The organism is Aeromicrobium sp. UC242_57, assembly GCF_044452305.1.
In the GTDB taxonomy this organism is placed as follows: Bacteria; Actinomycetota; Actinomycetes; order Propionibacteriales; family Nocardioidaceae; genus Aeromicrobium.
Genome location: NZ_JBIOAM010000001.1, coordinates 1 through 26,559, shown reverse-complemented (window position 1 = coordinate 26,559; position 26,559 = coordinate 1). Strand labels below are relative to the sequence as shown.

The window sequence follows — 26,559 nt, the reverse complement described above, 5'->3', positions numbered from 1 at the left end:
CTCCTGCAGACGCTTTGAGAGGTCACCCTCCCAGGGGGCCTCGGCTGGCCAGTTCACGACTACCTCCCGAGCGATGCTCGTCTTTACGGGGCTGGCTGCCAGTCCCCGACAGCGGATTCGAGTAACGATCACCCGTCCAGGCAGGAGTGGCCTTCGGGTGGATGACCTTGATTGCCGCGTTTAGTACGCCCACCGGAATGTAGTTTTCGACGGTGTAGCCCACGAGACCCAGTGCAAGTTCATCGTGGTTCTTCATCTCGTCGATCAACCGGGCTTTCGTCTGGTTGATGCGAGCGCGCGCCTTCTTGCGATCCGAGTCGATCAAAATCGCCATGTGGCGATTTAGACGTCTTAGCGAAATGAACTCCTGCACTTTTCGATCGTCCAGCGCGTGGTGCTCGCCCGAAAGGTGACTGAGGAGCGCCCCTCCGTAGAACATGATCGAGTAGTCTACTTGCTCGATCAGGCCTGAGATCCGTCAGAGACAGCCAATGGCGAAGGTGGAGTCCTATTCGGGGGGCCCCTCGACCCAAATGACTACGTTCGTCTGCATGAGGTCAGACACCTGATATCCGAGATCGTCACAGAGGACGGATCGTTGCTTAGGCTCTAGTGCGAGCGAGACTACGCTGCCATTTGGACTTCGCCTGATGTGATGGACTGAGGCGTCCCGATAGTCCAGGAGATGGGCCGAGTGAGTTGCGATAACGAACTGGTTCGGAGTGTCCGATGCGAGGTAGCGAATTCAGCTTCGCTGAAGCCTGGGGTGCAAGTGAATCTCTGGCTCCTCCATCAGGATCAACGACTCCGGCCTCGAAAGCAACGGCTGCCCCAAGGATGACTGCTTGTTCGATGCCAGTGCCCAAACTTGAGAGCGGTAGCAGAAGAGATTTCGCTGTCGAATCAGAATCTGCTGAGCGTCGTGCGGTATCTCAATCGAGACGTTCGGGTCCTCGAGGACAACCCGCACGAACCGCTGTACGCTTTCAAATCTGGCGCGGTCCGCTTGGTCCTGCAGTGTCGGGTTCGCAAGCCGCTGCAAACCCCGTACGACACCTGCTCCGTCAATAGCAAGCTCGTCGCTACCTTCGTCGCGAATCTGTCTGAACGCTGGGATTGTCTCGGCCTTCGAGAACGCGCCGCTAGTCGGCAGCCATGTGATAACTCGCCGTATGTCGTCTCAGCTCGGCTCCTCCGCTCACATTTGAAATCCAACTTGAGATCTGAGAGATCGCTCCTCTGTCAGACCGGGCTGCAATCTCTCGGAGTATCTGGTCTGTGTATTGCCATTTTCCGTCTACTAACTCCCGTTCTAGCCAGAGACTTCCGTCCTGTAACCGATCTAGTGGCCGTCGAAGAGCGTCTCGGACAAATTCAGGATTTGGACGTTCGACAGCCAGTCTTCCCAGACCTCGGACTTGTATTCCAAGGCGATGCGAACAGGCATGTCCATCTGCATTCCATGCTGGTCCAACTCTCCAAAGCTGGGTGCGTTCACCGCCTGAGAGATGAAACGGAGCACATTCGACTTGCCTGCGTTGTTTTGTCCGGCGATGAAGTTCAGTTTGCTCATATGAGTGAGGTACTGCATTTCGGCGCCGAAAGCCGATATCCAGACACGCCGATACCGCTGATCCAGTTCATGTCCACATGCTTACAGAGAGGCGGCGCAGCGGCTGGAAAGTACAGACGATTGCGATTCGCTGGACGGCGAGCGGCTGCCTCTAAGTGGGCGGAATGCCGCACTCGCGCAGGCCAGTACCCCACCGCCGATTCGACAAGCCAACGGGCAGCGGGCGGCTCGACCGGCGGGTCAGGCGGGTTGGCGGAGGCGGGCTCTTCGTTGTCGGCGGACGGGTTTGCCGTCGCGTCTGGTGAATACGAACCCATCGACTGCGTCGCCGGTGATGTTCAACCCGCCCCGATGCAACAAATGGTGGCGTCTAGTTGCAGAGCCCGATCAGTAGATCGAGGTCGGTGGGTCCGCCGTGGGACCAGAAGATCGTGTGATGCACCTCCAGATGAGTGTGCTTGCACCCCGGTGCCGCACACACCCCCTGCTGCCTCGCGATCACCGCCCTGCGCTGCTTCAGGCTCGGGTCGTGGCGGGTCGTGCCCACATTGAGCACCTGATCCTGCTTGAGCCCTTTGCCGTTCTTCATTGCAAATGCGGTGACATCAGCCAGGCAGAACAGGTACATCAACAGCGGGCCGATATGGCCGTGTCCAGCCAACGTCGCTGGCTCCACCGGCTGCCTCTTCGGCGTCTCATCAGACGAGGCAGGCTCCGACTGGGTGTGCTCTGGCTGAGTGTGCTGCCGTTCAGCATGCGCGGCCGCCGCAGCGACCGTGTCCGCGTCAGCGAACACCGACACATGCGGACGTACCCCCTTGTCAGCCGGCAACCCCGCACCCAGGATCTTGGACAACAAGCCGTCCAAACCCTGGACCCGACGCTCCGACCCCGACCGGGTGTCGTCCTTGTCACGAGGCGCCGACACCGAATCAAGCGCCTTCTTTCAGCTTCGCACCCGTGACCGTGTTCAAGAACCCCGTCACATGCCAACCATCAGGCACCGCGTCAACGGCGATGTCTTCTTTGTCCATCCCGTCCTTCCAGGCCTCATCCAAGTCTTCGGGGTACAAGGTGTCACGCAAATGCTTGACCACCTCGAACAACTCACCCGGATCACGATCAACCGCGACGGCGACGAACGCCTCTTCGAACTCCCGCATCGCCTCCAAGCCCACATGCTTGAGCCCGTCGGCGAACACCTGCACATGCGCTGCGCTGATCTTGCCCGCCCGCGCCGCCTCAGCCACCAACGGCAGATCACGCAGCACCGCCGCATTCTTGACCAACACCGACGCCTGACGCGCATTCAACCGCAAGCCGTTCGCACCCACGTGCTCAACGTCGACACACCATCAACCTCAAAATCCTTGGTCGCGTCGAGCTCGACCAACAACTCAGCCTTCACCGAGTCAATCGCATCCTGCAGACCCTGCAACGAACGCAACGAATCACGCACATCACCCACCCTGAGCACACGCGCCGTATCACGCATTACCTCGATTGTGGGGGCTCGGATTCATGACTCAAATCTACTCGAACAGATGTTCGATCTCAAGGAGAATTCACTGAAATAGCAGTGTTTTAATGAAACGATCTCGGCCCGCTGGTAGCGTCTCAGCATGCACCGTTTCACCCAGGTCGACGTGTTCGCTGACGAGCCGCCTACGGCAATCCCGTGGCCGTCGTGCACGACGCCGACGACCTGACCGACGAGCAGATGGCTGCCTTTGCCCGCTGGACCAATATGTCGGAGACGACGTTCCTGCTGCAACCGACGACCCCAGACGCCGACTACCGGCTCCGCATCTTCACCCCGGGCGGCGAGCTGCCGTTCGCCGGTCATCCCACGCTCGGATCGGCTCGCGCCTGGCTGGCCGCCGACGGACAGTCGAGCGGCCAAGAGAGGCTGGTGCAGGAGTGCGGCGCGGGGCTCGTCAGGGTTCGCATCGACGGCGACCGTCTCGCCTTCGCGGCACCACCGTTGCTGCGCGAAGGACCAGTCGACCCCATCGACCTGGCCGAAGCCGTCACCGTGCTGGGGCTCGACCCCGACGTCGTGGTCGATGCCACCTGGGCCGACAACGGACCCGGCTGGGTCGCGCTGCTGCTCGACAGCGCCGAGTCGGTGCTCGCGATCGACGCCGCCGACGCGACGTTCGGCGTGCTCGACAAGGTCGGCGTCGTCGGCCCGCACTCCCTCGGCTCGGAGACCGCGTTCGAGGTGCGGGCGTTCTTCCCGGCGGGGTCGGCGAGGATCCGGTCACCGGAAACCTCAACGCCTCCATCGGCCAGTGGCTGACGTCGACCGGACGGGCGCCCGCGTCGTACGTCGCGGCGCCGGGCACCCGGCTCCAGCGCAAGGGTCGCGTGCACGTCGACCTGGTCGGCGACGACCTCTGGGTCGGCGGTCACACGACGGTCGGCGTCGCCGGAACCCTCGCTCTCTGACCCCAGAGGAGGGGCGTCACGCCACGTTCATGTGCTTGCCCGCATCGCGCAGGACGTCCTCGAGTCCGGCGACGATGTCGTCGAGCAGCGCCTCGTCGGCGATCAGCGGCGGAGCGATCTGCAGCGCCGCGTCGCCGCGGTCGTCGCAGCGGGCGATGATGCCGGCCTCGCGCAACCGCCGCGGCAGGAACGACCGCGGCAGGCGTCACGCTCGGCCTTCTCGAACCGCGTGCCGTCGGCGTCCCTGACGAGCCCATCGCCCAGAAGAAGCCGGCGCCGCGGACGTCGCCGACGATCGGCAGGTCGAGCAGCCGCTGCAGCTTGTCGTGCAGCGGTCCGGCCAGAGCCCGGACGTTCTCCAGCACCTGGTCGCGTTCGATGATCTCGATGTTGCGCAACGCGATCGCCGCGCTGAGGGGATGTCCACCGAAGGTGATGCCGTGGCGGAACACCCGGCTGCCGTCGACCAACGGTGCGAGGACGTGCTTGCGGACCAGCACGGCACCCATCGGCGCATACGCCGAGGTCAGCCCCTTCGCGACGCTGATCAGGTCGGGGGCGACGTCCTCGCGAGAGATGGCGAACCATTCGCCGATCCGGCCGAAGGCCGTGATGACCTCGTCGGCCATCAGCAGCGCGCGCCGTACTTGTCGGCCAGCGCCCGCAACCCGGCCCAGTAGCCGGGCGGCGGCACGAAGCAACCGCCGGAGTTCTGCACCGGCTCGGCGATGATGAGGGCAACCTCGTCGACACCCGCAGCGATGATCGCCTCTTCCACCTCGGCCAGCAGCCGCTGGCAGAACGCGGCGGGGTCGTTGTCGGGGTCGAGGCGGTACTCGTTGGTGTTCGACACATGGGTCACGTCGATCGGCGGCGTGCCGAAGTCGTCCTTGAACCCCGCGAACGCCGGTGAACGACAGCGCCCCCAGCGTCACGCCGTGATAGGCGCGGTCGCGGGCGATGGCCTTGGTGCGCTGCGGCTGACCGATCGCGATGAAGTGCTCGCGCACCATCTTCCAGGCCGACTCGACCGACTCCGAGCCTCCGCCGGTGAAGAAGACCTTGTAGTCGTCGGCCGGCGCCAGCTGGCTCATCTTCTCGGCCAGGTCGATCGCCGCGGGGTGGGCTGTGGCCCAGTTGGTGTTGAACGGCAGCTGACGCATCTGCGCTGCGGCGACGTCGGCGATCTCGTCGGCGTAGGAGTAGCCCAGCTGGGCGCAGAACAGGCTCGACAGCGCGTCGATGTAGCGGCGGCCCTGCGTGTCGAAGACGTACGGCCCCTCCCCGCGGTCGAGGACGAGGAGGTTGTCAAGCTTCCTGCTTGGAGAAGTGCATGACCAGGTGGTCATGCGCGGACTGCTGAAGGCGATCGTGGTCCGGATTCGGCTGGTTCATGGAGTGCACCTCTTTCTAGGAGCTGAGCAGGGTCTAGGAGCTGGTCAGGATGTGGTCGGCGGAGCTCGGCACCGACGCGCAGCGCGCCGTCGACGTGCTGGAAGCCGAGTCCGGCGACGTCGGAGCTGCCGATCTGGATCGGGCCGGCCGGTTCGCGCAGGCGGGGCCCGAACCGGGTGAGACCACCGAGGTCGAAGCCGCGCCGTACGCCCCGCTGCCAAGCTCTTCGGACGTCCAGTCGCTCTCGAAGTAGGTCAGCGGCTGTTCGGCCTCGGGACCGAAGTACCTCGCCAGGCTGGCCAGGATCGTGGCCTGGCGTTCGTCCGCGTCGAGCCGGAGCACCTCGTCAGCCTGAACATCGGAGACGAACGCGACCAGGGTGCCGCGGTCGTCACCGTGATTGGTGTTGTCGTAGGCCTCGTGCACCACCAGATGGGGCTGAACGCCGTGCCGGACAGCCCGGCGTCGCGCCAGAACGGCGTCTCGTAGGTTGCGTGCACCTTGATGACCTGCCCGAACGACTGGTGCTGGCGGGTCTCGCGCTGGATCGACGGCAGCGGCGGCTCGAACCGCACACGCGTCACGGCCGTCGGCGGGATCGCGAGGATCAGGTGTCGGGCGCTGACTCGCAGATCGCCGCTGATGACCTGCACCCCCTGCTCGTTCCAGACGACCTTCTCGACGTCACGGCGCGTGTGCACCGCGTCGCCGAGCCGTTCGGCGAGTCGCAGTGGCACCCGCTGCAGCCCGCCGATGACCCGCTTGTCGAGGATGAACTCCGAGTCGACCAGGTTGCTGAAACTGCCGGCGCTGGCCGCCATCAAGACTGCCTGCAGCGCCGAGAAGGCGTGGGCGGGCTTGGTCAGCATCGCCTGGGCGATGAACATCGCGATGTTGTCGCGGGCCTCGGGCTCGCTGGTGTTGGCGTCGAGCCACCCGGCGAAGCTGATCTGGTCGAGCTCGGCGGCCCCGGGCATCGCCCACGGCTGGGCGGGATCCATCTGCGCCGAGAGCTCGTCGAGCAGTGCCGTCAGACGGTCCATCTCCGCCTCGACGGCAGGCGGGACCGGCAGGATCTCACCGGTGAACGTGCGCCGTTCGCCGTCGAGACCGATGTACACCGATTCACCCTCGCGGTGGCGCTCGAACGTCTCCAGGCCGAGCTCGTCGAGCATTGCAAGCAATGCCTCTTGGTCAGGCGAGACCCACTGGCCGCCGAGCTCGAGGTCGACGCCGTCGACCTCGTCGGTCCACAGTCGTCCACCGACTCGTTCGCGACTCTCCAGCACCGTGACGGTGCGCCCTGCCCGTTGCAGCGCGTACGCCGCCGACAGCCCAGTCGCTCCCGCACCGACGATCAGGACGTCAACTGTCTTGTCACTCATGACGACACCGCACTCATGACGTGCTTGACCCGGGTGTACTCCTCGAGCCCGTACGCCGACAGGTCCTTGCCGTGCCCGGAGGCCCCGAATCCGCCGTGCGGCATCTCGGAGACGAACGGGATGTGGGTGTTGACCCAGACGCAGCCGAAGTCGAGCTCGGCGGTCATCCGCAACGCTCGGCCGTGGTCCTTGGTCCAGACGCTGGCGGCCAGTCCGTAGGGCACGTCGTTGGCGAGCTCGGCGGCCTGCTCCTCGGACGTGAACGGCTGCACCGTCAGCACCGGGCCGAACACCTCCTGCTGCACGATCGGGTCGTCCTGGCGGACGCCGGAGATCACGGTCGGCTCGAAGTAGAAGCCGTCGCCGGCAGCGCGACGGCCCCCAGCCTCGATCGTGGCGTGGTCGCCGAGCCCGGCGATCATCCGCTCGACCGAGGCGAGGTGGCCGGCGTTGTTGAGCGCGCCGTACGTCGCCTCGGTGTCGTCGGGCAGACCAGGACGGGCCGCGCGCGCCTGATCGACCAGCAGCGCGAGCAAGCCGTCGTGGACGCTCTCGTGGACGATGACGCGGGTCGCGGCGGTGCAGTCCTGACCGGAGTTGAAGTAGCCGCCGATCGCGATGCCCTCGGCTGCTGCGGTCAGGTCGGCATCGGCGAAGACCACCGCTGGGGCCTTGCCGCCCAGCTCGAGGTGGGCCCGCTTGAGGTTCTTGGCCGCAGACACTGCGACCTCGATACCGGCCCGCACCGAGCCGGTGATCGCGACCAGCCCCGGCACCTCGTGCTCCACGAGCAGGCGGCCGGTGTCGGCATTGCCGTTGACGACGTTGAAGACGCCGGCAGGCAGGATCTCGCCAGCGATCTCGGCCAGCCGGACGGTCGACCGGGGCGTCGTGTCGCTGGGCTTGAGCACGATCGTGTTGCCCGCTGCCAAGGCAGGCGCAATCTTCCAGATCGCCATCGCGAACGGGTAGTTCCACGGCGTCACCTGCGCGACGACGCCGATGGGTTCGCGCCGGATGCTCGACTGGAGTCCCTCGACGTACTCCCCGTGGCCTTGCCTTCGAGCAGCCGCGCAGCACCGGCGAAGAACCGCAGCTGGTCGACGCCTTGGTCGATCTCTTCGGTCGCGATGTGCTCCTTGATCTGCCCGGTGTCACGGGCCTGCAGCTCGACGAGCCGTCCCGGGCCGACTCGACGGCATCGGCGAGCTTCAGCAACGCCAGCTGAGCACGCCGCGGCGTGGTGCGCTTCCACGTCTTCGACGCCGTCAGCGCGGCTGCGAAGGCTTCGTCGACCTCGGCCGCCGTCGAGATCGGAGAACGTCCGTCGACCTTGCCGGTCGTCGGGTCGACGGCTCGATGAAGTCGGTCGCGGCGGAGTCGACCAGCGCGCCGTTGACGTAGTTCTGGATGAGTTCGCTCATAGCGTGCTCGTTTCGATGAGTGTGCCTGTCTCGATGGGAGTGCCCGTCTCGATGATGTAGATCTTGCGGAGGGTCTCGGTGATGGTCCAGGCCGTGCGTTCGCCGGCGCGCAGCCGCGCAACGGTGCCGGGCTGCAGCTCCAGCACCGAGCCGTCCTCGAGCTCGACCCGGCCTTGACCGGCGAGCACGATGAACACCTCGTCGACCTCGGTGTCGGTGACCTGTCCTTCGGTGAGCCGCCAGATGCCGATCTCGGCGCTGGCCAGCTCGGCCAAGGTGGCCGATGACGCGGTGGGCGTCCCCTGGACGATGTCGCTGGCGTCCAGTTCGTCGGTCGTCAGCGCCGCGGTCCAGACGTCAGCAGCCAGCATGCGGTCGTTCATGAGTCGAACCCCAGTCCCAGCTTGTCGAGCGTGCGCAGCAGCAGGTTGCGGCGCCCCTCGCGATGATCTGCCCGGTCGAGCGACCACCGGGTCGCCTCGATCCCGGCCGTGGCGATCGGCTCGGGCGGGAACGGCAGGGGCTTCTTGCGAACCATCTCGATCTGGGTGCGCTCGGTGGGCGTGCCAGCCAACCGGTCGAGCATGACCTCGGCGGCGAAACGGGTTGCACCGACACCGAGTCCGGTGAACCCGGCGGCGTAGGCGACCCGGCCGTGCCGGGCGAGGCCGTGGAAGGCACAGAACTGCGTCGACGTGTCGATCGCACCAGCCCACCGGTGGCTGAATCCCAGGCCGTCGAGCGCGGGTACGTCGTCAGGAAGTGCGAGGCCAGGCGCCGGAACGACTCGTCCCGGTCCTCGTACTGGGACGGACCTTGCGTCCGGGATGGTAGATCGCGTCGTAGCCGCCGTAGAGGATCCGGTTGTCCCGGGTCAGCCGCGAGTAGTGGAACTGGTTGGCCAGGTCACCGACGCCCTGACGGTGCTGCCAGCCGATCTCGGCCATCTGGGCGTCGCTCAACGGCTCGGTCATCAGGACGTAGTCGTAGACGGGGACCGTCATGAGTCGGGTGCGGCGCAGCAGCGGACGGAACACGTTGGTGGCCAGGGCGACCTGCTTGCTGCGGACCAGTCCTCGCGCCGTGCGCACATCGACGGTGCCGCGGCGGACCGAGCGCAGGCTCGTCACGGCGGAGTGCTCGTGGACCTCGACGCCCAGCTTGGCTGCGGCGAGGGCGAGCCCGTGCGCCAGTCGCGCCGGGTGCACCAGTGCGCTGTCTTCCTTGACCCACCGGCCTGCACGGTAGATCGGGCTGGAGATCTCGGCCTGGACGGCGCGCTCGTCGAGCAGCTCGCCCTCGGACATCTCCTCCAGCCACCTGACTTGGTGCGGCTCGTAGGCGACGGACAGCACTCCGGTGCGCTCGAGCTCGGCGTGGATGCCCAGCTCGACCAGGTCGCGTTCCATCGCATCGAGATTGGCCGAGCCGAGACGTGCGAGGGTGTCGTACTCGTCGGGCCAACGGCTGCGGCCGTTCTCCTCGCCATGCGTCAGGCTTGCCTCGACGAATCCGCCATTGCGACCCGATGCGGCCCAGCCGATCGTCTCCGCTTCCAGCAGCACGACCCGTGCCCCGGGGTCCCGGCGCTTGGCCAGCACGGCCGTCCAGAGACCGCAGTAGCCGCCGCCGACGACCGTCAGATCGGCCGTGTGGCTGCCTTCGAGCTGGCGGTACGACTCCCCCGGAGCGTCGTCGAGCCAGAAGACCCGATGCTCAGAACCGGCGAGCGCCACTGTCACGGCACCGGCGCTCGGCGCCTCCCGTTCGAAGACTGTGCTGTGACGACTTCCCGTCCCCCGGCTCATTGCGTGCTCGGAAATGCCAGCTCGAGGCCGCTGGTGCGTGCGACCGACGGATCGGCCCACCGTGAGGTGATGACCTTGCCGCGGGTGAAGAAGTTGATGCCCTCGGTGCCGTGGGCGTGGCTGTCACCGAACAACGAGGCCTTCCAGCCGCCGAACGAGTAGTAGGCAACAGGCACCGGGACCGGGACGTTGATGCCCACCATGCCGACCTCGACCTCGTTGCTGAACTTGCGGGCAGCGCCCCCGTCGGTCGTGAAGATCGCAGTGCCGTTGCCGTACGGGTTCTCGCGGATCAGCCGCATCGCCTCGTCATACGTCTCGACCCGGATGACCGAGAGCACGGGGCCGAAGATCTCCTCGGTGTAGATGTCCATGTCTGTCGTGACGTGGTCGAACAGGGTCGGGCCCAGCCAGAAGCCGTCGTCGGCGCCGCGCGGTGCGACGTCGCGACCGTCGATCACGACCGTGGCGCCGGCCTTCTCGCCGAGGCCACGAAGTCGGCGACCCGGTCGCGATGCGCGCGGGTGACGAGAGGGCCCATGTCGGCCTCGCCCTGCTCGCTGGCGGCACCGTCGCCGATCACGAGGGTGCGGGTACGGTCGGCGATCCGACCGACCAGGTCGTCGGCGATGTCGCCGACCGCGACGAGCACGCTGATCGCCATGCACCGTTCACCGGCGCTGCCGTAGCCGGCGTTGACCGCCGAGTCGGCAGCCAGGTCGAGGTCTGCATCGGACAGCACGATCATGTGGTTCTTGGCACCGCCGAGGGCCTGGACCCGCTTGCCTCGGGAGCTGGCCCGCTCGTACACGTACTGCGCGATCGGCGTCGATCCGACGAAGCTGATCGACGCGACGTCGGGGCTGTCGAGCAGCGCGTCGACGGCGACCTTGTCGCCCTGCAGGACGTTGAAGACGCCGTCGGGCAGACCTGCTTCCTTCCACAGCTGCGCCATCCACAACGTCGCGGACGGATCTTTCTCGCTGGGCTTGACGATGACCGCATTGCCTGCGGCGATCGCGATCGGGAAGAACCGCATCGGCACCATCGCCGGGAAGTTGAACGGGCTGATGATGCCGACGACGCCCAGGGGCTGTCGCAGCGAGTGCACGTCGATGCCGGTCGAGGCGCTGCCCGAGAAGCTTGCCCCTGAGCAGGTGGCCGACACCGCACGCGAACTCGACGACCTCTTGGCCGCGCGCCACCTCGCCGCGGGCGTCCGACAGCACCTTGCCGTGCTCGCGGGTGATGATCTCGGCGACCTCCTCGCTGCGCGAGTTCAGCAGCCACGGAAGGCGAACATGACCTGGGTGCGCTTGGCGACCGACAGCGCAGCCCACGCCGGAGCGGCAGCAGCAGCCTGGTCGATGACGTGCTGGGCATCGGCCGGTGAGGCGAGCGCCACCTGCCCGGTGACCTGTCCCGTGGCTGGGTTCGTGACCGGCGCGAAGCCCTGAGGTGCCCCTTCGAAGGGCTTCCCGGCGGACCAGTGGGAGATCGTGACGGTCATGCTGCTCCTTCGGCGGGGTCGACCTGTCCATCCTCGCCGTTGCACACGGCTGAAGCCACGATCAGCATGTCATGAATCTGGGTGTCAGACCTGACACTGTGTCAAGCAGACCCGGTAGGCTCGAGTCATGCCGTTGACCTTGCGCACGATGCTCGACCTCGACGTCCTCGCCACGGGACGACCCGAGATCGTGGCCGGCGACGACCTGGTCGATCGTCCGGTCCGGTGGGTGCACGTCACCGAGCCGACGACATCGACGACATCCTGGGTGGCCACGAGGTCGTGCTCACGACCGGCTTGCCGATCACCGGCGCCTCGGCCGATCCGCGCGGTTCATCCAGCAGCTCGCCAACGCCAGCGTGCGGGCTGATCGTCGGCTCGGACCGCGGTTGCCGCAGCTGCCGGCCGAGCTCGTCGCTGACGCCAGACGGCTCGGCGTCCCGGTCGTCGCCCTGCGCTCCCCGTACGGTTCGTGTCGATCACCGAGACCGTCCACCGGTTGATCGTCGGCGAGCAGTACCAGGGTCTTGAGTTCGCACAGCGGACGCACGAGGTGTTCACCAACCTGAGCCTCGACAGCGCCGATGCACCGACGATCCTGCACGAGGCGGCCAGCATGATCAACGGGCCGGTGCTGCTGGAGGATGCGGGCCACCGCGTCGTCGCGATCGCCCAGCACGGTCAGGCGTCCGGCGGCTCCTGCGCACGTGGAGGAACGGTCGCGCCGCGCCCCCATCCTCGACGAGCCGGGTACGTCCGGCCCGAGGACTGGCTGACCTGCCCGGTTGGCCTGCGCGGCTCACCCTGGGGCCGCATCGTCGCACCCGGCCGGATCGACGACCGAGTCAGCACCGCCGTCGTGATGCAGCGGGCCGCCCAGGCGTTGCGGCTGTCCCGGCTCGTCGAGCGTGACACGACCCGGTTGCAGTTCCAGGCCCAGGAGTCGCTGCTCCAAGAAGCTGATCGAGGGCCGGATCCTCGACGAGGCCGACGGCCTGGCCCGCGCCAGCGCCCTCGGGATGCGTCCCTCAGCGTTGTACCTGCCCGTGGTGGCGCTGTTCGAGCCGACGACGCTGCCCGACCAGATCGCCCGGCAGCAGCAGGCTCGCAGCCACCTGGAGTCGATCTCCGAGGCACTGCACGCCGCCCAGGTCGTTGGCATCGCAGGCGGTATCGCCGACGGCGTCGTCGGCGTCATCCTGGCGATCCGTTCAGAGTCCGGCGAGGACTCGACCCTCACGGCGCTCTCGCGGGCGACCGCCGGGCAGGTCGGCGTCGGATCGCCCGTGCTTGGCGTCGGGCCGCACCAGCCGCACCTTGCTGGCGCGGCGGCTCGCGTCCGCTCGACCGTCGGCACATCGCCGAGGCCGCCCGAGCCCTGCCAGCGTCGTCGCTGCCGTGGTTCCGGTCGACCGACGTGCGGCTGCGCGGGCTGATCGCCCAGCTCCAGGACGATGAGCGGGTGCTGGGCTTCACCGAGTCAAGCTCGCGCCGCTGCTGGCCCATGAGGCTGAGCACGCCGGCGGGCTGCTCGACCTGCTGCGCAAGTACGTCGAGCTGCGCGGCAACAAGGCCGCCCTCGCGCAGGCCACCCACATCAGCCGTCAGGCGCTGTACGCCCGGCTCAAGAAGCCGAGCAGGTGCTGACGGTCGACCTCGACGACGCCGACTCGGTCCTGTCGCTGGGCGTCGCCCTCATGGTGCACGACATCCGAGCGACTGCCACCCCTGATCACCCGGGGTGACAAAAAAAATCTGGTTCTGTCCGCAGCTTCGCGGACAGAACCAGATTCTTTCGTCACCCGGATGGGCTTGGTGCAGCTGTCAGGTCAGACCCGGTCGAAGCGGTCGGCGTTCATGACCGTGACCCAGGCGTCGACGAAGTCGGACACGAAGCTGTCCTTCGCGTCATCGCTCGCGTAGACCTCGGCCAGTGCCCGCAGCTCGGAGTTCGAGCCGAACACGAGATCGGCGCGGGTGCCGGTCCACAGCAAGCTCACCTGCGGCGTCACGGGACTCGAAGACGCTCTGCGTGTCGTCAACGGCCTTCCACTCCTGGCCGAGCTCCAGCAGGTTGACGAAGAAGTCGTTCGTCAGCGTGCCGGGGGCATCGGTCAGGACGCCCAGCGAGGACCGGTCATAGGTGGCTCCGAGGACCCGGAGGCCACCGACGAGCACCGTCATCTCGGAAGCGCTGACGCCGAGCAGGTTGGCCTTGTCGACCAGCAGGTACTCGGCCGGCAGGCGGTTGCCCTTGGCGTAGTAGTTGCGGAAGCCGTCGGCCTTGGGCTCGAGCCACGCGAACGACTCGACATCGGTCTGCTCCTGCGTGGCGTCGACACGTCCCGGTGTGAACGGCACCGTGATGTCGTGGCCGGCAGCCTTCGCTGCCTGCTCGACGCCCACGCCACCAGCCAGGACGATGACGTCGGCCAGCGAGACCTGCGTGCCGCCGGCCGCGTTGAACTCGTTCTGGACGCCTTCGAGGGCGGCCAGGACGCGACGCAGCTCGGCCGGGTTGTTGGCCTCCCACGACACCTGCGGCTCGAGCCGGATGCGCGCACCGTTGGCGCCGCCGCGCATGTCGCTGTTGCGGTAGGAGGACGCCGACGCCCACGCGGTGCTGACCAGGTCGCTGACGCTCAGGCCGGTCGCGGTGATCGCGGCCTTGAGGGCCGTGACGTCGGCCTCGTTGACGGTCGTCTCGGCCGGAGCCGGCAGCGGGTCCTGCCAGAGCAGCTCTTCGCTGGGGACCTCGGGGCCGAGGTAGCGGACGACCGGGCCCATGTCGCGGTGCGTCAGCTTGTACCAAGCGCGGGCGAACGCGTCGGCGAACTCGGCCGGATTCTCCTTGAAGCGGCGCGAGATCTTCTCGTAGATCGGGTCGAAGCGCAGCGCCAGGTCGGACGTCAGCATGCGGGGTTCCTGCTTGCCGTCACCGAAGGCCTCGGGGACCATGTCGGCACCCGCACCGTTCTTGGGGCGCCTACTGCTGTGCGCCGGCCGGCGAGAGGCTGAGCTCCCAGTCGTAGGCGAACAGGATGTGGAAGAACTCGTTGTCCCAGCGCGTCGGTGGTAGGTCCAGGTGACCTCGAGGCCCGCTGACGGTGTCGATGCCCTTGCCGCTCTGTAGCTGGACTTCCAGCCCAGACCCTGCTGCTCGATGCCGGCGCCCTCGGGCTCGTCGCCGACGAGATCGGCCGAGCCGGCACCGTGCGTCTTGCCGAAGGTGTGTCCACCGGCGATCAGCGCGACGGTCTCTTCGTCGTTCATGGCCATGCGGCCGAACGTGTCGCGGATGTCGCGGGCCGAGGCCAGCGGATCGGGGTTGCCTTCGGGGCCTTCGGGGTTGACGTAGATCAGACCCATCTGGACCGCCGCCAGCGGGTTGTCGAGGTCGCGATCACCGGAGTAGCGCTGCTTGCCGCCCTCGTCGCCGCCGAGCCACTCGGTCTCGGGACCCCAGTAGACGTCTTCGTCGGGCTCCCAGACGTCTTCACGTCCGCCGCCGAATCCGAACGTCTCGAAGCCCATCTCCTCGAGCGAGACGTTGCCGGCCAGGATCATCAGGTCGGCCCACGAGATCGACTGGCCGTACTTCTTCTTGACCGGCCACAGCAGGCGACGGGCCTTGTCGAGGTTGACGTTGTCGGGCCAGCTGTTGAGCGGCGCGAAGCGCTGCTGGCCGGTGCCGCCACCGCCGCGGCCGTCCTGCACGCGGTAGGTGCCGGCGCTGTGCCAGGCCATGCGGATCATGAAGGGTCCGTAGTTGCCGAAGTCGGCCGGCCACCAGTCCTGCGACGTCGTGAGGACCTCGGCGATGTCGGCCTTGACCGCAGCGAGGTCGAGCGCGTTGAACGCTGCGGCGTAGTCGAAGTCGGCGCCGAGCGGGTTGGCGACGTCGGGGTTCTTGGCGAGGATCTTCAGGTTGAGCCGCTTGGGCCACCAGCCCTGGTTGTTGCTTCCGCTCTCGGTGGGGTGCGCGGTTCCGTGGATCACCGGGCACTTGCCCTCGGCCGGCGCGGCGTTCTGAGCGTTCTGGGTGTCGTTCAGGTCGGCGAGCACGGCGTCGTCATGGTGAGAAGACATGGGGGGTCCTTCCGATACGGGGGTTTGACAGGTGTTTCAACCGCGGTGGCGGCGGAGCAGGAGGGGCAGGTGCCCCGTAGATGACCTCGGCCTCGTCGATCGCGAAGCCGTGGTCGTGCGAGGGCGTCAGGCAGGGCGCACCGCCGACGGCGCAGTCGATGTCGGCGATCGTGCCGCACGTGCGGCACACCACGTGGTGGTGGTTGTCGCCGACCCGCGACTCGTAGCGGGCGACCGAGCCCGAGGGCTGGATGCGGCGCAGCAGCCCAGCCGACGTCAGCGCCTTCAGGACGTCGTAGACGGCCTGGTGCGACACGTCGCCGAGGTTCTGGCGCACCGTGCTGATGACCAGGTCGGTGTCGGCGTGCGGGTGCGAGTACACCGCGTCGAGCACGGCCAGGCGAGGTCGAGTGACCCGCAGATCGACCCCGCGCAGCAGCTGCTCGAGATCTGTCTGGGTGGGCATATGCCAACCATAACGCTTAACTTGAACGAGTCAAGAAAGGCTCACCTTGCCGTGACATGAGAATCGGGTTCTGTCCGCGATATCGCGGACAGAACCCGATTCGTTCGTCAAGCCCAGAGGGCTCGAGCCGGACTACTCGTCGAGCGCGCTCGCGACTCGGCGGTGGGCCTCCCAGATCGCCTCGGGCAGATCGCGGAACTGCTTGAGGTGCTCCTCGCGGTAGCCCATCTCCTGCTGCCAGCGCGGGACGTCGATCGACAAGATCGTCTCGAGATCCTTGTCGCTGATCTCGACACCTTCGAGGTTGAGCTCGTCGGCCGTCGGGATGATGCCGACCGGAGTCTGCCGACCCGTGACCTCGCCGTTCTAAGCTGCAGCAGCCACAGCAGCGGACGCAGGTTGTCGCGGTAGCCGTGCCACAGGAAGTGGCCGTCCTCGGGGTCACGCTGGAACCAGTTGACGTGCGCGAAGATCGGCGGCTCCGACGCAGCACCGACGATGTCGAGGTAGTGCTGCGCGTAGTCGCCCTCGCCGTACGCCATGAACGGGCGGTTCGACATGGGGTCGTAGCGCAGGACGCCTTCCTTGCCCTCGGCTGCCGACGTCGCCTCGGCGCCCAGCGTCAGACCGTCGTAGACGCCCTCGGCCAGGTCGTGGATCGCCCGGATCAGCGGCTCACGGTCACGCGTGCGTCCGCCGAAGATGATCGCGTCGATCGGCACACCGGCCGCCGCGTCGTAGTCGGCAGCGATGTTCGGGACGTTGTCGAGCGTCGTGGTGAACCGGCTGTTCGGGGTGCGCCCACGGGTCGCCGGCCTCGTCGGCCGAGCGCTCCGAGATGGGGTTGCCCTTCCAGTCGAGCCAGTTGGTCGGATCGGCCGGCGGAGCGGGCGTACGGCCCTCCACCACACCTCACGGCTGACCGGGTTGTACGCGATGTTGGTGAAGATCGCCTGCGTGCCCGGAGCGATCGATCCCAGAGCCGTCGGGTTCGTCGTCTCGTTGGTGTCCTTGGCGACACCGAACACGCCGTACTCGGGGTTCATGCCGTAGAGCTTGCCGCTGGCCTCGTCGACCCACAGCCACGCGATGTCGTCGCCGTAGAACGACACGTGGTACCGATCGCCCAGCGCGTCGGGTGCCAGCATCATCGCGAGGTTGGTCTTGCCCGAGGCACTCGGGAAGCCACCACAGATGTGGTAGTCCTTGCCGGTCTGCTTGTCGTGGATGCCGATCAGCATGTACTGCTCGGCCAGGAACTTCTTGGAGGCCCAGCCGTCGTAGGCTGCCTGCCGCAGTCCGTGGGCGATCTTGCCGAGCAGCGCGTTTCCGCCGTACGACGATCCGAAGTGCAAGATCGTGCGCTCGTCGGCGACCGTGACGAAGTAGCGCTGGTCGTCGGGCGTGCCCTGGCCCAGGTTCTCCAGGTCACCGGTCACGTGCACCGCACGCACGAACTGGTTGGGATCATCCAGGTTCTCGAGGTACTCCGCACCGACCCGCGCCATGCGGATCATGTGCAGCACCACGGTGCGCGCATCGGTCAGCTCGACACCTGTCGCATAGGGCGCAAGTGCATTGCCGACCGGCGACATCAGGTACGGGATGACGTACATCGTCTTGCCCTTCGAGGCACCGCGCATGCGGTCCTCGAGCAGGGGCTTCATCTCCGACGAGGGACGCCAGTTGTTGTAGACGCCCTGGTCGGCCTCGCTGCTGGTCGCGACGATCGTCCGCTCCTCGGAGCGGGCGGTGTCCTTGTGATAGCCGCGGGAGTAGTACAGCCCGTCACCTGCCGGGTCGAGCTCTCCTGCTGCCAGCGCCTCCTGGATCAGTCGCGCGTCGTCGGCTGCACTGACGACCTCAACGGCCTCTGCGCCGGTGAGTTCGGCCCAGTACGTGACGTACTCGTGGACCTTGGGGTTGGTCAGTCCTGCTGCATTCAGGACCGCTTCAACGTTTGCCATGGACTGCTCCGACTTCTCGAACTACTCGGTGTGTGTTACCCGTCAAAGGTACCCAGATTGCAACCCGAACTTTCTTCGGGTTGCATTCCGATTAATTTGTTGCGGGTGAGCGTACCGTCCGGACAGCTCAGGCTCGCACCCTCATGACAGTCGACCGCTCAGCCGTTCGTGCATCGAGGCGCTCGCCTCGTTGAGTCCGGTCATCGTCACGGACTTGTCGAGCGCGGCGTATTTGGCTGTCACCGCGTCGAGGGCCGCGACCGTCGAGGCGTCCCACACGTGCGAGCCCGTGAGGTCGATGACGACGTCGGCAGGATCGTCGACATAGCTGAACTTGGCCGGCAGATCGCTGCTGGAGGCGAAGAACAGCTCGCCCGTCACGGTGTAGACGGCTGTCTGGCGGCCGTCGCGATCCTCGACGGAGCGTTCGAGCGTGGCCAGCGTGGCGACCCGCCGGGCGAACAACGTCATCGCGATCAGGACTCCGACCCCCACACCGATCGCGAGGTTGTGCGTCAGCACGATGACGACGACCGTCGTGACCATGACGGTCGTCTCGCTCTTGGGCATCCGACGCAAGGTGCTGGGTCGCACGCTGCGCCAGTCGAAGCTGCCGATGGCGACCATGATCATCACCGCGACCAGCGCCGCCATCGGGATGAGCTCGACGACGTCGCCGAGCCCTACGACCAAGATCAGCAGGAAGACCCCGGCGAGGAACGTCGACAACCGGGTCCGGGCTCCCGACGACTTCACGTTGATCATGGTCTGCCCGATCATGGCGCAGCCGCCCATGCCGCCGAAGAAGCCCGTGATGAGGTTGGCGCCGCCCTGTCCCCAGGCTTCGCGGGTCTTGGACGACGGGGTGTCGGTGATCTCGTCGACCAACGTCGCGGTCATCAGCGACTCGAGCAGGCCGACCAGCGCCATGGCCAACGCGTACGGCGCGATGATCTGCAACGTCTCGAACGTCCAGGGGATGTCGGGCAGGCCCAGGGTCGGCAGGCTGTCGGGCGGCTGCCCTGGTCGCCCACGTCTGGCACCGAGACACCCGCCACCAGCACGAAGCCGGTCAGCAGCACGATCGCGACCAGCGGCGGCGGGACCAGCTTGGTGAGTCGAGGCATCGCGATGATCACGGCGACACCTGCCGCGACCATGGGATATACCTGCCAGGGCACGTCGACCAGGTGCTCGATCTGGGCGATGAAGATCAAGATCGCCAACGCATTGACGAAGCCGAGCATGACCGATCGCGGGATGAATCGCAGCAGCCGAGTCACGCCCGCTGCGGCGAGCAGCATCTGGATGATGCCGCCGAGCAGGACCGTCGCGATCAGGTAGTCCAGGCCGTGGTCGCGCACGACTGGCGCGACCACCAGTGCGACGGCACCCGTCGCAGCCGAGATCATGGCCGGCCGGCCGCCCAGGAAGGAGATCGAGACGGCCATCGTGAAGGCGCTGAACAGCCCCACCTGGGGATCGACCCCGGCGATGATCGAGAACGAGATGGCCTCGGGGATCAGCGCGAGGGCCACGACCAGCCCGCCGAGCACCTCGGTGCGCAGGAGGCGAGGCGACCGCAGCGCGGCCCGAACCGTCGGCACCGAAGACGACACCTTGCTCCCCTCGAACACATGCTCAGGGGCACAGGTCCGAGGGGACTCTACCTCCGTGAGCTCCTGTCACGAAAATGGCCGACCTGGAGCCGGGCTGCTCAGACCAGGGCGTGCTCGTGCGCGAACACCACGATCTGCACCCGGTCGCGCAGGGCGAGCTTGCGCAGGATCGAGCCGACATGGGTCTTGACCGTTGACTCGCTGGCGAACAGCGTTCCGGCGATCTCGACGTTCGAGAGCCCGCGCGCCACTGCGGCGAAGACGTCCCGCTCCTTGTCGGTGAGCTCCAGGTACTTGGCCGGGACCGGCGCCGGCGCACGGAACTGCTCGTCGAGCAGGGTCGACAGGTCGGTTGGCGCGAGCACCGCGTTGCCGGCATGCACCGTGCGGATCGCCTCGACCAGCCTGGTCGGGGTCGTGTCCTTGAGCAGGAAGCCGCTGGCTCCGTGACGGATCGCCATGGCCGCCCTGGTGTCGAGGTCGAAGGTCGTCAGCACGATGACCCGCACCGGCTCGGCGCGTCGGGCGATCCGTGCGGGCGAGAAGATCTGCCGGGTCGCCTCGACGCCGTCGAGCTGCGGCATCCGCACGTCCATCAGGACGACGTCGGGCGAGTGCTCGTCGACCTGGCGCACGGCCTCCAGCCCGTCGGCCGCTGTGCCGACGACCTCGAGGTCGTCGTGCGCGTCGAGGATCACGCGCACGCCCTCCCTGAACAGGTCTTGGTCGTCGACCAGGACGATCCGGATGCGGCGACTCATGATGCCTCGTCTCTCACCGGCACCCAGGCGGTGACCGTGTGCTCCTGGCCGTCGGGCCCCTGGCTCTCCTGCACGTCCAGATGCCCGCCCACCGACTCCAGGCGGGTCCGCATGCCGATGACTCCGAGACCACCGTGCACCTGCGGCGCGAACCCCTTGAGATTACGCACCTGCATCTGCAGCCCGCCGCGACCCTGCGGCACCCCGTGCTCGTCGGGCCAGTGACGTTCGATCCAGATCGGCGCATCGCGTCGACCGTGCCGCATCGCATTGGTCAGCATCTCCTGCAGGACTCGATAGGCGACGCTCTCCAGCTCGGGTGGGAGCGGACGCGGTTGCCCCGCCACGCTCGACCGCACGTCCTGGCCGCTGCGTTCAACACTCGCCACCAACGCGTCGAGGCCTCCGGTCGGCACGACGACCGACTGGTCCCGGCTCGCGACCAGCACCCGCCGCACGTCACCGAGCGAGGCACGGGCCGACTCGGCGATCGTCGCCATCGTGCGGCGCAGCTTCTCGTTGAGCACCGTGGCGTCGGGGTCGTCGAGATAGGGCCCGGTCTCGGCCTGCGCGAGGATGACGGCCAACGAGTGCCCCACGACGTCGTGGACGTCGTGAGCCAGCGTCGCCTGCGCCTCCTGGAGCCGGGCGATCTCACGCGCCTGCTCGGACTCCCGCACGGCTTCGGCCGCTTCGGCCTCGGCCTCGGCCTGGGAGAAGCTTGGACTGCCGGACCCGCTCGGCGAGGCGGAGCACCAGGCCGGCGAACCACGGGAGGCCGAGGATCGTCATGCCGGAGGTGGCGGCGCCGATCTGCCACGCAGCTGCCGACGTTGCGGGTCGCCTCGAACAGGATGTTGTTCTGCGGGCCGTACATCACGGCGTCGAGGCGGCCGAGCTGACCAGCACGATGCCGATGGCGGCCGCGATGGGGATCGAGGCACCGCTGGCGATCACGGTGCCGAGCCGACCCCAGCGCGCACAGCCGAAGGCGACCGAGGGCCACAGCGGCCTCGACCATCAGCAGGTTCATCTGCTGGTCGACCTGCACGAAGGCGATGCCCCAGAACAGGGCGAGACCCAGCGAGGGCAGGTGTCTGGCCACCGACACCGCCAGCCCGACGACGAGGGCCAGCAGGAAGTACGGTGTGCGGTCCTCGTACGAGTAGACGATGCCCGAGGACGCCTCGACCAGTCCGACCACGCAGACCAGTGCGCCGACGACCAGATCGGGCGCCCAGTCACGGCTCACCTCGCGCCACCTCATGGACATGGATCGTACGCGTCGGCTCGTCGACGTCACGCAGACTTCAGTGCTCCGCCCGCCGCGGCCACGACCTCGCTCACCATCAGGTCGACGACTGCGGCAGGTTGACCCCGGCGGCAGCGAACATCCGCGGCACCTGCGACTCCTCGGTGAAGCCCGGCGTCGTGTTGATCTCGTTGAGGACGACGCCCGTCTCGGTCAGGAAGAAGTCGACCCGTGCCACGCCCTGGCACCCGAGGGCATCGAACACCGTGACGGCGGCGGTCTCGAGCTGGTGTCGCTCGACGTCGGAGAGCTGCGCCGGGACACGGATGTCCGCGCTCCCGTCGTACTTGGTCGCCAGGTCGAACAGTCCGGTGCCCGGGGACACGACGATCTCGGCGGCCGGCATCACGACCGTAGGGCCGGTCCCGCCGAGCACTGCCAGGTCGATCTCCCGGCCCACGACGACGTCCTCGACGAGCACTCTCGTGTCCAGGCAGAACGCCGCGTCGAGCGCAGCCCGGAGCGCGTGGCGGTCGCGCACCAGGGTCACCCCGTGGCTCGATCCGGCGGCGACGGGCTTGACCACCACCGGGTGGGTCCATCGGTAGCCAGAGGCGTCGTGCGGTGTCAGCAGCACGGCTGGTGCGGTCCTGACGCCCACGGCTTCGGCCACGGCCTTCGTGGCCCACTTGTCCATCGCGATCGCCGACGCCGTGACCCCCGAACCGACGTACGGCACGCCCGCGAGCTCGCACAGGGCCGCGACGGTCCCGTCCTCCCCCTGGGGTCCGTGCAGCATCGGCACCGCGACGTCGCAGCTGCGCCAGCACGTGGACGGCACCGGCCAGCCCGATCGGCCGGTGCTCGCGCTCGCGCCACAGCCCCTCGCGGTCGATCGTCAACGGCACGACGTCGTGCCCGCACTCCGTCAGGGCCCTGGCCACGGCAGCCGCCGAGGCGATCGACACGTCGTGCTCGCAGTTGCGTCCACCGCCGATGACGGCGATGCGCAGCGGCACCTTGGTGATCGAGCTGACGGTGTTCATGTGATGCTCCGTAGGTGTGAGGGTCGGGCGGTGCGAACAGCACCTCGGACGTGCAGGCCGGTGACGATCTCGTGCTCGATGGTGTCTGCCCAGGCGGCCCACTCGGCGGCGGTCGGCGCACCGTCGCGCGTGCCGATGACGGTGACCGGCTCACCCACGCCCACCGGCAGGTCGCCCAGGTCGATGACGACCTGATCCATCGAGATCAGGCCGACGACTGGGCACCTGCGTCCCGCCACCATCACCTCGGCGCGACCCGAGGCACTCCGTGGCAGCCCGTCGGCGTAGCCGATACCCACCAGGCCGAGACGCGTGCTGGTCGGGGCGCGCCACGTGTGGTCGTAGCCGACCGCGGTGCCCGCGCGTACCTGGCGGACGTCGACCAGCGGCGCCGTCAAGGTCAGCGCACGACGCAGCCGGGTGCCGCCGGGACGGGTCGATGCCCACCAGCCCTGCCCCGATCCGCACCATCGTGTGGTGGCTTGCCGGATCGGTCAGCGCAGCTGCGGTGGCGGCCAGGTGCCAGTGCTCCGGTCGAAGGCCCTCCTCGTGCACGACGTCCAGCCCCGCCTCGAAGCCGGCGCGGGCCGTCGCATTGGCCGGGTGGCCCGGCTGCCCAGCACGGGCCAGATGACTCATGACGCCGACGACCGCGATCGTGCCCCGGAGCTGTGCGGCACGCGTCGCTCGGCACAACGCGGTCCAGTCCGACTCCGCGCATCCGCCACGAGCCATGCCGGTGTCGAGGTGCAGGTGGACCCGGGCCTGGCCCCCCGCCATGGCGGCAGCACTCGTGATCGCGTCGAGCTGTTCCCGGTCGCTGACCGCAAGATCGATGTCGGCGTCGACGGCCGCACCGAAGTCGGCGTCTGGGTGGTTGAGCCAGCTGAGGATCGGGACGGACAGTCCCGCGGCACGAAGCGGCAGCGCCTCATCGATCGAGGTGACTCCGAGCCAGCTGGCCCCGTGAGCCAGCGCCGTCCGGGCGACGTCCTCGGCGCCGTGGCCGAAGCCGTCGGCCTTGACCACCGCCATGAGACGTCCGGGGACGGTGGCGGCGAACAGCTCGACGTTGGCGGCGACCGCGGCCAGGTCGACGTGCAGCTGCGGTCGCGGCAGCTGCGGCACGGCCTGGACTGCTCGGTGGGGATTCGTCATGTCTTCACCGTGCTGCACCACGGGAGGGCCGCACCTCCACCTGAGGTACCGGTCGGCTGCCCTCAGGTACAGACGAATGGCCTTGCGGTTGACGCGGAGCAGCCTCGACCAGCGGCAGGCTGATCTGCATGATTCCCATGACCCTCGGCCAGATCGCGCACGTCACGGGCGGCACTGTCGCACCTGCTGCCGACCCACAGCTCGTCGTGGACGGTCCGGCCTACCTCGACAGCCGCAGCCCTGTGCCGCGAGGACTGTTCGTGGCCATCGCGGGCGCACGCGTCGACGGCCACGAGCACGTGCAGGACGCGCACGCCGTGCTCGGCTCACGCAGCACCGCCCGGCCAACTGTCATCGTCGACGATCCCGCCGTGGCGCTCGGCCGGCTCGCCCGCCACGTCGTGCGCACCGTCGCTCCGCGCATCACTGCCATCACCGGGTCCCAGGGCAAGACCACGACCAAAGACCTGCTCGCCGGACTGCTCCCGACTGCCGTCGCCACCGAGGGAAACCGCAACAACGAGCTCGGCGTGCCGCTGACCTGCCTGCAGCTGCGACACGGCGACACCGAGCTCGTGGTCGAGATGGGGGCTCGCGGGGTTGGCCACCTGGCGTGGCTCGCCGACATTGCGCGCCCCGACGTCGCCGCGGTGCTGTCGATCGGCACCGCCCACATCGGCGAGTTCGGCTCGGCCGCCCTCCTGCGCGCTGCCAAGTCAGAGCTGATCCAGTCGCTTGCGGCAACCGGCACAGCCGTGTTGAACGCCGACGATCCGGCTGTCATCACGATGGCCGAGCTGACCCCGGCACGGATCTTCACGTTCGGACGCACCGGTGACGTCAGGTTCGACAACGTGCACGACGACGGTTCGGGCGGGACGCGCTTCGATCTGCACCACGACGGCTGCTCGGTGCCGGTGCACCTGCAGCTGCCTGGCGAGCACCAGGTCGTCAACGCATGCGCGGCCGCCGCACTGGCCCTGACCGCCGGTGTCGACCTGGCGACGATCGCGGATCGGCTCGACGCCGCGCGACCGGTCTCGCGCCACCGGCTCGAGACGGTCGTGACGTCGGATGACGTCGTCGTGATCGATGACTGCTACAACAGCAACCCGACGTCGACTGCGGCCAGTCTCAAGGTGCTCTCGCGGGCCGGCAAGGGACGTCCGGGACGGATCATCGCAGTCCTCGGCGAGATGCAGGAGCTCGGCTCGCTCACGCTCGAGGCCCACCAGGAGATCGGTGCCGTGGCCCGTGACGTCGGGGTCGACGTCCTCGTGGCGATCGGAGCAGCGGCGCCAGCAGCGGCTGCCTTCGGCCCGGCTGCGATCACCGTCAACGACGCGGAAGCCGCGAGCCGTTCGGCTGGCGGACGTCCGCAGCGGCGACACCGTCCTGGTCAAGGGGCCGCGCAAGGCATCGCTCGAGCAGGTCGCCGAACAGCTCGTGCACGCCCACGGCGGAGCGAGGGCTCGCGCGTGACGCACACGTCAGGACCCGACGACCGCGAGGTGTGGCCCGACGTCGCGAAGGGCGTATGCATCCTGCTGGTCGTGCTGTGGCACGTCGTGACCAAGCACTACCAGCAGATCGACTGGCAGGTCACGGTCGCGGGCCTGTCGATCTCAGGTGCGTGGGGAACCTTGGGCGGCTGCTCCTGCCACTGCGCATGCCGCTGTTCTTCACCGTCTCGGGGATGTTCGCCGGCGGCTGCTGTCGGACGTCCGCTGCCGGTGCTGATGCGCACGCGGATCGCCAAGTTCGCCTACCTCTACCTCCTGTGGTTGCTGATCCACACCCTGGTCATGAGCCAGACCCCACACATCGACACTGCCCGGGCACGAAGCACCTGGGAAGCTGGTGGAGACGAGCCGCGATCAGCCCGACCAACCTCTGGTACCTGTACGCCTTGGCGCTCTACTTCGCGATCGCCCGCCTCACCCGCCCTCTCCCCCCGGCCGTGGTGCTGACAGCCGCCCTGATCCTCTCAGCGACGGCTGCTTCGGCCTTCTTCCCAATGCCGGCAATCGCGGGCAGGTGCTGCAGAACGTGTTCTTCTTCCTGGCCGGTCTGCACCTGCGGCCTCAGGTCGAACGACTGGCTGCTCAGGCCAACACCCGACGGTTGCTGGCGGCTGCGCTCGTCTACGCCGCCGCCGTCCTCACGATGACGGCGCTCCGGGCCGAAGCATGGTGGGGGGTGTGGCCAGCGGTGTCGGCCGCCGCCGTCGTGCTCGGCGTCACGGCCGCTGCCATGACCGCACGGGGCACCCCACGGACCGCGGCACGGCTGTCGGCCATCGGACGCCGGACCTTGCCGATCTACGTCATGCACCTGCCGCTGCTGGCCTGCTTCGACGAGCTGGTCCGCGGACGTGGCGTCGAGCCGACGGGCGCATGGTTCGCCGTCGTCGGGCCGGTGCTGCTGACGGCCGCGCTCGTGGCGACGTGCCTGGTGCTCGAGCGGGTCGTGATCCTGGCACGCGCGGGCTTCCTGCTCGACCTGCCCGCGCCCTGGAGGTCGGCAGCCCGAGCACGTTCGTGATGTCTGCCCAGCACGACAGAAGCCCGGGGAGACCGTCGATCACGACGGTCTCCCGGGCTTTGTCATCGTGCTGCGTGCGGCACATCTGCTGGTGAATTGCAGCGAGGCCGC

General features: G+C 67.8%; 27 protein-coding genes and 10 pseudogenes. 7 read left to right on the top strand and 30 right to left on the bottom strand.

Annotated features, from left to right (window positions below; genetic code table 11):
• Positions 1-22: 22 nt before the first annotated feature.
• The 4 genes from ACHMWU_RS00185 to ACHMWU_RS00170 form a co-directional block, all read right to left on the bottom strand.
• Positions 23-439, bottom strand: a complete 417-nt coding sequence (locus ACHMWU_RS00185; RefSeq protein ID WP_396041121.1) for a hypothetical protein — start codon at positions 437-439, stop codon at positions 23-25.
• A 903-nt stretch (positions 440-1,342) separates the two neighbouring features.
• Complete coding sequence (locus tag ACHMWU_RS00180) at positions 1,343-1,573, bottom strand: hypothetical protein (protein ID WP_396041120.1); 231 nt, start codon at positions 1,571-1,573, stop codon at positions 1,343-1,345.
• Positions 1,574-1,943: 370 nt separating this feature from the next.
• Positions 1,944-2,429: an HNH endonuclease gene (locus ACHMWU_RS00175; RefSeq protein ID WP_396041119.1), complete on the bottom strand. Its 486-nt coding sequence runs from the start codon at positions 2,427-2,429 to the stop codon at positions 1,944-1,946.
• A 76-nt stretch (positions 2,430-2,505) separates the two neighbouring features.
• Complete coding sequence (locus ACHMWU_RS00170; RefSeq protein ID WP_396041118.1) at positions 2,506-2,907, bottom strand: DUF222 domain-containing protein; 402 nt, start codon at positions 2,905-2,907, stop codon at positions 2,506-2,508.
• Between the two features lie 344 nt (positions 2,908-3,251).
• On the opposite strand from ACHMWU_RS00170, the gene ACHMWU_RS00165 reads away from it, so the two are divergent.
• Positions 3,252-3,875 carry a PhzF family phenazine biosynthesis protein gene (locus tag ACHMWU_RS00165; protein ID WP_396041117.1) on the top strand — a complete coding sequence of 208 codons (624 nt, stop codon included), beginning with the start codon at positions 3,252-3,254 and terminating at the stop codon, positions 3,873-3,875.
• A gap of 109 nt (positions 3,876-3,984) precedes the next feature.
• Here the strand turns inward: ACHMWU_RS00165 and ACHMWU_RS00160 are convergent, their stop codons facing one another.
• The 13 genes and pseudogenes from ACHMWU_RS00160 to ACHMWU_RS00100 form a co-directional block, all read right to left on the bottom strand.
• Positions 3,985-4,653, bottom strand: coding sequence for an aminotransferase class III-fold pyridoxal phosphate-dependent enzyme (locus tag ACHMWU_RS00160; protein WP_396041797.1), 669 nt, complete (start codon positions 4,651-4,653; stop codon positions 3,985-3,987).
• Complete coding sequence (locus ACHMWU_RS00155; RefSeq protein WP_396041796.1) at positions 4,653-4,877, bottom strand: aminotransferase class III-fold pyridoxal phosphate-dependent enzyme; 225 nt, start codon at positions 4,875-4,877, stop codon at positions 4,653-4,655. The genes ACHMWU_RS00160 and ACHMWU_RS00155 overlap by 1 nt, the downstream gene beginning before the upstream one ends.
• A 61-nt stretch (positions 4,878-4,938) precedes the next feature.
• A pseudogene (locus ACHMWU_RS00150) lies at positions 4,939-5,373 on the bottom strand (aminotransferase class III-fold pyridoxal phosphate-dependent enzyme); the annotation flags it as partial.
• A 79-nt stretch (positions 5,374-5,452) separates the two neighbouring features.
• On the bottom strand, positions 5,453-5,845 hold the full coding sequence (locus ACHMWU_RS00145; RefSeq protein ID WP_396041116.1) for an FAD-dependent oxidoreductase: 393 nt from the start codon (positions 5,843-5,845) through the stop codon (positions 5,453-5,455).
• An 83-nt stretch (positions 5,846-5,928) separates the two neighbouring features.
• Positions 5,929-6,744 (bottom strand): annotated as a pseudogene (locus ACHMWU_RS00140) (flavin monoamine oxidase family protein); the annotation flags it as partial.
• Positions 6,745-6,800: 56 nt separating this feature from the next.
• Positions 6,801-7,847 (bottom strand): annotated as a pseudogene (locus ACHMWU_RS00135) (aldehyde dehydrogenase family protein); the annotation flags it as partial.
• The gene (locus ACHMWU_RS00130) at positions 7,787-8,059 is read right to left on the bottom strand and encodes a hypothetical protein (RefSeq protein WP_396041114.1); all 273 of its coding nucleotides are present in this window, start codon (positions 8,057-8,059) and stop codon (positions 7,787-7,789) included. The gene ACHMWU_RS00130 and the pseudogene ACHMWU_RS00135, both read right to left, overlap by 61 nt.
• Positions 8,041-8,118: pseudogene (locus ACHMWU_RS00125) on the bottom strand (hypothetical protein); the annotation flags it as partial. The gene ACHMWU_RS00130 and the pseudogene ACHMWU_RS00125, both read right to left, overlap by 19 nt.
• A 106-nt stretch (positions 8,119-8,224) precedes the next feature.
• Entirely contained in the window at positions 8,225-8,611 is a 387-nt protein-coding gene (locus ACHMWU_RS00120) for a cupin domain-containing protein (protein WP_396041112.1), read from the bottom strand.
• A complete protein-coding gene (locus ACHMWU_RS00115; RefSeq protein ID WP_396041111.1) occupies positions 8,608-8,814 on the bottom strand; it encodes a hypothetical protein in 207 nt (68 codons plus the stop codon). The genes ACHMWU_RS00120 and ACHMWU_RS00115 overlap by 4 nt, the downstream gene beginning before the upstream one ends.
• Before the next feature lie 169 nt (positions 8,815-8,983).
• Positions 8,984-9,970 (bottom strand): NAD(P)/FAD-dependent oxidoreductase, encoded by a 987-nt coding sequence (locus ACHMWU_RS00110; protein WP_396041110.1) that lies wholly within the window; start codon positions 9,968-9,970, stop codon positions 8,984-8,986.
• Positions 9,971-10,032: 62 nt separating this feature from the next.
• Positions 10,033-11,147: pseudogene (mmsA, locus tag ACHMWU_RS00105) on the bottom strand (CoA-acylating methylmalonate-semialdehyde dehydrogenase).
• 168 nt (positions 11,148-11,315) lie between these two features.
• On the bottom strand, positions 11,316-11,546 hold the full coding sequence (locus ACHMWU_RS00100) for an aldehyde dehydrogenase family protein (protein ID WP_396041108.1): 231 nt from the start codon (positions 11,544-11,546) through the stop codon (positions 11,316-11,318).
• Positions 11,547-11,673: 127 nt separating this feature from the next.
• Here ACHMWU_RS00100 and ACHMWU_RS00095 point away from each other — a divergent pair, with 127 nt between their 5' ends.
• Complete coding sequence (locus tag ACHMWU_RS00095; RefSeq protein ID WP_396041107.1) at positions 11,674-11,916, top strand: hypothetical protein; 243 nt, start codon at positions 11,674-11,676, stop codon at positions 11,914-11,916.
• A 311-nt stretch (positions 11,917-12,227) separates the two neighbouring features.
• On the opposite strand, the gene ACHMWU_RS00090 is transcribed toward ACHMWU_RS00095, so the two are convergent.
• Entirely contained in the window at positions 12,228-12,461 is a 234-nt protein-coding gene (locus tag ACHMWU_RS00090) for a hypothetical protein (RefSeq protein ID WP_396041106.1), read from the bottom strand.
• 104 nt (positions 12,462-12,565) lie between these two features.
• Between ACHMWU_RS00090 and ACHMWU_RS00085 the strand changes: the two genes are divergently transcribed.
• Both ACHMWU_RS00085 and ACHMWU_RS00080 read left to right on the top strand, forming a co-directional pair.
• The gene (locus ACHMWU_RS00085; RefSeq protein ID WP_396041795.1) at positions 12,566-12,982 is read left to right on the top strand and encodes a hypothetical protein; all 417 of its coding nucleotides are present in this window, start codon (positions 12,566-12,568) and stop codon (positions 12,980-12,982) included.
• 58 nt (positions 12,983-13,040) lie between these two features.
• A complete protein-coding gene (locus ACHMWU_RS00080) occupies positions 13,041-13,193 on the top strand; it encodes a helix-turn-helix domain-containing protein (protein ID WP_396041794.1) in 153 nt (50 codons plus the stop codon).
• A 182-nt stretch (positions 13,194-13,375) separates the two neighbouring features.
• On the opposite strand, the gene ACHMWU_RS00075 is transcribed toward ACHMWU_RS00080, so the two are convergent.
• The 8 genes and pseudogenes from ACHMWU_RS00075 to ACHMWU_RS00040 all read right to left on the bottom strand — a co-directional run bounded on the left by ACHMWU_RS00075 (position 13,376) and on the right by ACHMWU_RS00040 (position 21,128).
• Complete coding sequence (locus tag ACHMWU_RS00075; protein WP_396041104.1) at positions 13,376-13,510, bottom strand: hypothetical protein; 135 nt, start codon at positions 13,508-13,510, stop codon at positions 13,376-13,378.
• Positions 13,455-15,635 (bottom strand): catalase/peroxidase HPI, encoded by a 2,181-nt coding sequence (katG, locus tag ACHMWU_RS00070; RefSeq protein ID WP_396041103.1) that lies wholly within the window; start codon positions 15,633-15,635, stop codon positions 13,455-13,457. The genes ACHMWU_RS00075 and katG overlap by 56 nt, the downstream gene beginning before the upstream one ends.
• Positions 15,596-16,101 (bottom strand): annotated as a pseudogene (locus ACHMWU_RS00065) (Fur family transcriptional regulator). Before ACHMWU_RS00065 ends, katG begins: the two are co-directional and overlap by 40 nt.
• Positions 16,102-16,233: 132 nt before the next feature.
• On the bottom strand, positions 16,234-16,428 hold the full coding sequence (locus ACHMWU_RS00060) for a phosphoenolpyruvate carboxykinase domain-containing protein (RefSeq protein WP_396041793.1): 195 nt from the start codon (positions 16,426-16,428) through the stop codon (positions 16,234-16,236).
• Positions 16,429-16,526: 98 nt separating this feature from the next.
• Positions 16,527-18,068, bottom strand: a pseudogene (locus ACHMWU_RS00055) (phosphoenolpyruvate carboxykinase domain-containing protein); the annotation flags it as partial.
• A 141-nt stretch (positions 18,069-18,209) separates the two neighbouring features.
• Positions 18,210-19,654 (bottom strand): annotated as a pseudogene (locus ACHMWU_RS00050) (SulP family inorganic anion transporter).
• A 131-nt stretch (positions 19,655-19,785) separates the two neighbouring features.
• A complete protein-coding gene (locus ACHMWU_RS00045) occupies positions 19,786-20,448 on the bottom strand; it encodes a response regulator (protein WP_396041102.1) in 663 nt (220 codons plus the stop codon).
• On the bottom strand, positions 20,445-21,128 hold the full coding sequence (locus ACHMWU_RS00040; RefSeq protein WP_396041101.1) for a sensor histidine kinase: 684 nt from the start codon (positions 21,126-21,128) through the stop codon (positions 20,445-20,447). The genes ACHMWU_RS00045 and ACHMWU_RS00040 overlap by 4 nt, the downstream gene beginning before the upstream one ends.
• Positions 21,129-21,238: 110 nt before the next feature.
• Here ACHMWU_RS00040 and ACHMWU_RS00035 point away from each other — a divergent pair, with 110 nt between their 5' ends.
• Positions 21,239-21,823, top strand: a complete 585-nt coding sequence (locus ACHMWU_RS00035; RefSeq protein WP_396041099.1) for a hypothetical protein — start codon at positions 21,239-21,241, stop codon at positions 21,821-21,823.
• Here ACHMWU_RS00035 and ACHMWU_RS00030 read toward each other — a convergent pair.
• The 4 genes and pseudogenes from ACHMWU_RS00030 to ACHMWU_RS00015 all read right to left on the bottom strand — a co-directional run.
• Positions 21,798-22,499: an ATP-grasp domain-containing protein gene (locus ACHMWU_RS00030; protein WP_396041098.1), complete on the bottom strand. Its 702-nt coding sequence runs from the start codon at positions 22,497-22,499 to the stop codon at positions 21,798-21,800. The two genes, ACHMWU_RS00035 and ACHMWU_RS00030, sit on opposite strands and share 26 nt — an antisense overlap.
• Positions 22,500-22,623: 124 nt before the next feature.
• Positions 22,624-22,746 (bottom strand): annotated as a pseudogene (locus tag ACHMWU_RS00025) (hypothetical protein); the annotation flags it as partial.
• Entirely contained in the window at positions 22,743-23,144 is a 402-nt protein-coding gene (locus tag ACHMWU_RS00020; RefSeq protein WP_396041097.1) for an alanine racemase, read from the bottom strand. The pseudogene ACHMWU_RS00025 and the gene ACHMWU_RS00020, both read right to left, overlap by 4 nt.
• Before the next feature lie 94 nt (positions 23,145-23,238).
• Positions 23,239-23,904, bottom strand: a pseudogene (locus tag ACHMWU_RS00015) (alanine racemase); the annotation flags it as partial.
• 128 nt (positions 23,905-24,032) lie between these two features.
• Between ACHMWU_RS00015 and murF the strand changes: the two are divergent.
• Both murF and ACHMWU_RS00005 read left to right on the top strand, forming a co-directional pair.
• A complete protein-coding gene (gene murF, locus ACHMWU_RS00010) occupies positions 24,033-25,874 on the top strand; it encodes a UDP-N-acetylmuramoyl-tripeptide--D-alanyl-D-alanine ligase (protein ID WP_396041095.1) in 1,842 nt (613 codons plus the stop codon).
• Between the two features lie 67 nt (positions 25,875-25,941).
• Positions 25,942-26,448 carry an acyltransferase family protein gene (locus tag ACHMWU_RS00005; protein WP_396041094.1) on the top strand — a complete coding sequence of 169 codons (507 nt, stop codon included), beginning with the start codon at positions 25,942-25,944 and terminating at the stop codon, positions 26,446-26,448.
• Positions 26,449-26,559: the final 111 nt, after the last annotated feature.

Bases quoted from the DNA above. Each gene is read 5' to 3' on its own strand.
- ACHMWU_RS00120 (WP_396041112.1), bottom strand. From the start codon at position 8,611: ATGAACGACCGCATGCTGGCTGCTGACGTCTGGACCGCGGCGCTGACG.
- ACHMWU_RS00180 (WP_396041120.1), bottom strand. From the start codon at position 1,573: ATGAGCAAACTGAACTTCATCGCCGGACAAAACAACGCAGGCAAGTCG.
- ACHMWU_RS00035 (WP_396041099.1), top strand. From the start codon at position 21,239: ATGCCGGAGGTGGCGGCGCCGATCTGCCACGCAGCTGCCGACGTTGCG.
- ACHMWU_RS00160 (WP_396041797.1), bottom strand. From the start codon at position 4,653: ATGGCCGACGAGGTCATCACGGCCTTCGGCCGGATCGGCGAATGGTTC.
- ACHMWU_RS00085 (WP_396041795.1), top strand. From the start codon at position 12,566: ATGCGTCCCTCAGCGTTGTACCTGCCCGTGGTGGCGCTGTTCGAGCCG.
- katG (WP_396041103.1), bottom strand. From the start codon at position 15,635: ATGTCTTCTCACCATGACGACGCCGTGCTCGCCGACCTGAACGACACC.
- ACHMWU_RS00045 (WP_396041102.1), bottom strand. From the start codon at position 20,448: ATGAGTCGCCGCATCCGGATCGTCCTGGTCGACGACCAAGACCTGTTC.
- ACHMWU_RS00185 (WP_396041121.1), bottom strand. From the start codon at position 439: ATGTTCTACGGAGGGGCGCTCCTCAGTCACCTTTCGGGCGAGCACCAC.
- ACHMWU_RS00115 (WP_396041111.1), bottom strand. From the start codon at position 8,814: ATGCTCGACCGGTTGGCTGGCACGCCCACCGAGCGCACCCAGATCGAG.
- ACHMWU_RS00095 (WP_396041107.1), top strand. From the start codon at position 11,674: ATGCCGTTGACCTTGCGCACGATGCTCGACCTCGACGTCCTCGCCACG.
- ACHMWU_RS00100 (WP_396041108.1), bottom strand. From the start codon at position 11,546: ATGACCGTCACGATCTCCCACTGGTCCGCCGGGAAGCCCTTCGAAGGG.
- ACHMWU_RS00030 (WP_396041098.1), bottom strand. From the start codon at position 22,499: ATGCTGCACGGACCCCAGGGGGAGGACGGGACCGTCGCGGCCCTGTGC.
- murF (WP_396041095.1), top strand. From the start codon at position 24,033: ATGATTCCCATGACCCTCGGCCAGATCGCGCACGTCACGGGCGGCACT.